The following is a 1744-nucleotide window of genomic DNA, read 5'->3' as shown; positions in this document are numbered from 1 at the left end:
TGTCATTACTGAGGGAACCTGACGGGATAAATACCAGCCGATTCTGTCATGCCTTTTATATTCTAGTAGCCATATAGTTAGACTGCCTCACACATCGATATTCATCGATTGGGATTGCTTGATTCTCATCTCTCTTGTGTTGAGCTTCTCTCTTTTCCAGATAGTTTGGATGGTACTGATACTCACGGTAATGCTCTCTTGTTTGAGTAGTTTCATCACTTGTATCGACGTATTGTGCGGGTTGAGCAACGTTAACTCGATAATCCTATCTTCGGTACTCTCTGGGATACTGTTTTTACTGCGTTTCAGTGGCTTATTAATTCGCTTAAGACCGAGTGGCCCTTCCTCTTCCATTATTTGCTGATAGGTATATAAGGTTTGGCGTGAGCAACCTAAGATACGAGCGGCTTTAGAGACACTACCAAGCTCTGCAATCAACTCCAGAGCCTCTATTTTACGTTGTACCTCTTTGCCGTATTCGTTACATTTACGTGGCTCTACTAACTCAGTGATGTCTAACCGTCGATGACCGAAGTAAGCAGAGAAGGTACCATCGAACTGACATCGTATTTCTACTTTTTGGTTCTCTATGGAGTAACGTACTGGCGAGTCGATAACGTACATTTTGCTATCAAAGCTAAACGTGTGGTCACGTCGTATCGTTCGATATTCTTTCTGTACGCAGATGCTGTTAAGGTCTAGATCAGGTGGCAACGACTTGAACGCAGAGCTCGATTTAGTCGCCTGAACCATCACATTATTCACCCAGTATTTGGGGATAAACTCCTCTTGCAAGTATCGGTTTGCGCTCTCCATGTCAGCGATGTTATTGAGGCGCAGTTCGGGGACAAGGCGGTCTTGGAAGGTGTCGAAGGCTCGTTCGATTCGTCCCTTCCCTTGAGGTGAGTTGGCGAAGATAATTTCGATACCGAGTTCATCACAAGCTCGCTGCATTTGCGAGAAGTTGCTGCGTTTCGGCCCACCAAAGATACCTGCTCGATCCACGTAGAGAGTTTTGAATATGCCTCGCTTTTCAATATAAGCTCGCATCACCTTCATACAGCCTTCGGTGGTCTCTGAAGGGAAGAACTGCGCATGAATATCACTAGTAGCGTCATCAATGATGGCAATCAAGCAAGATTTTTCATCACCGAACCAACGATGAGGGCTGCCATCCATTTGCAGCATAAGTCCAGGCAACGGCATACGCTCTCGATACTTCCGAACTCGGCTTCTACGTCGCTTTGAGCGTTTCACATGGTGAATGTCATGTGCCCAAGAGCGTAACGTCTCACGCTTAATCGACAGTCCTTCATTCTTTATCAGAAGCTCTGAGAGATGTTGAAGATTAAAGTCGTAGTACTTGGTTTGAATGAGGCTTTGAACCTCTTTCTTGAGTGACTCAGGGATTTTATTGATGGGAGCACGACCAGTGTTACCATGAATCACGAACCGAATGCCTTCCTTGCGATAACGGCTCAAGTAACGCTCCACTGTTCTTCGTGATTTTTGCAGCAGTTGAGTAGCACTATTGATAGTGATTTTACCATCAATGACTTTGCTAATGATATCGACAGTAAACTGTGATTTTGAATCCATATAGAACATCCTTAGCACCCTTTAAAGCTCATTTGATTACTTTAAAAAGTACGCTAAATCAGTCCCGACATTTTCCCTCGGTAGTTATTGTAATGACAAAGTCGCTTGGTAATTAAGGTACGACAGAATCGCTTGGTGATCACAA

General features: G+C 44.2%; 1 protein-coding gene. It reads right to left on the bottom strand.

The genetic code is table 11. The annotated features are described in order from the left end of the window. Positions 1 to 87: 87 nt before the first annotated feature. A complete protein-coding gene (locus VME0621_RS25940) occupies positions 88 to 1608 on the bottom strand; it encodes an ISNCY family transposase (protein WP_082795592.1) in 1521 nt (506 codons plus the stop codon). Between the last annotated feature and the right edge of the window lie 136 nt (positions 1609 to 1744).

Source organism: Vibrio mediterranei (assembly GCF_900088415.1).
In the GTDB taxonomy this organism is placed as follows: Bacteria; Pseudomonadota; Gammaproteobacteria; order Enterobacterales; family Vibrionaceae; genus Vibrio; species Vibrio mediterranei.
Note: the sequence above shows the minus strand (reverse complement) of the source record. Positions and strands in the feature narration are given on the sequence as shown.